This is a genomic window from Candidatus Hodgkinia cicadicola (genome assembly GCF_002774925.1).
Map to the genome: position 1 here is coordinate 1 of NZ_NXGO01000116.1, position 812 is coordinate 812.

Genomic DNA, 812 nt, shown 5'->3' on the forward strand with positions numbered 1-812 from the left:
AAAGCAGTTAAACAATATTTATGTATTAGTATTGTACATAATTGTAATTGTTTAATACAAACTGAAATGCCAATTTATCCCACTATCGGTGACAATGAGCGCACACACTCACACCACAAACTGGCAGTTTATGATTATTCAATGCATCCCTTAAGTGTGCTGGTAGCAAATATAGTGATTAGTGGATAAAAACTTATCATCTGTGTTAAGAAGTGTTCTCATAAAGATTATTTTAATACCTTACATAACTACACAGTAAAACTACACACTGCTTACCTCATGCATTTCATCAATTCTTCCTGTATAAAACAATATACGTTCTGTAAGTGTTGTCTTGCCAGAATCAATATGAGCTGAAATACCTATGTTGCGAATGTGTTCGATAACTTTGTGGTCTGCAAACTTGGAATGTGACGACATTAGTCTGTGTAACCGCTGCAAAAAAGTTGTTACCATACTGTATAAACTAAAGGTGATAACACCTACTTCTAATTCCACCCACCAGATGGCTGTCAATACTTACTTAAGTATTACACACTACATAGATGATCTGACAATATATGTTGATAAATATAGATAACTTATTATATGTTTGCTTGAGTTACGTATTCAGACTATGGAGTACTCAAAGAAATGAATTCTTTACTTGCGATACCTAGAGTATGTGATTACTTCCAGACTACCTGTTATTAATCACATACCTAGATTACGTGATTAGTAATTAAATTAATGTTCAAATATTCATGAGCAGAATATAACTTTTAGAATACTGAACAACATGCACAAAGTTAAAGCTACTTTTTTACTTATTT

The 812-nt window shown here is 32.1% G+C and carries 1 protein-coding gene and 1 pseudogene; one reads left to right on the top strand and one right to left on the bottom strand.

From position 1 onward, the window contains the following. The coding region (locus MAGTDC_RS05730) for a hypothetical protein (RefSeq protein WP_278046986.1) at positions 1–189 on the top strand (189 nt) is incomplete at its 5' end. A 78-nt stretch (positions 190–267) separates the two neighbouring features. Here the strand turns inward: MAGTDC_RS05730 and MAGTDC_RS03575 are convergent. Further along, positions 268–420 (bottom strand): annotated as a pseudogene (locus MAGTDC_RS03575) (GTP-binding protein); the annotation flags it as partial. Positions 421–812: the final 392 nt, after the last annotated feature.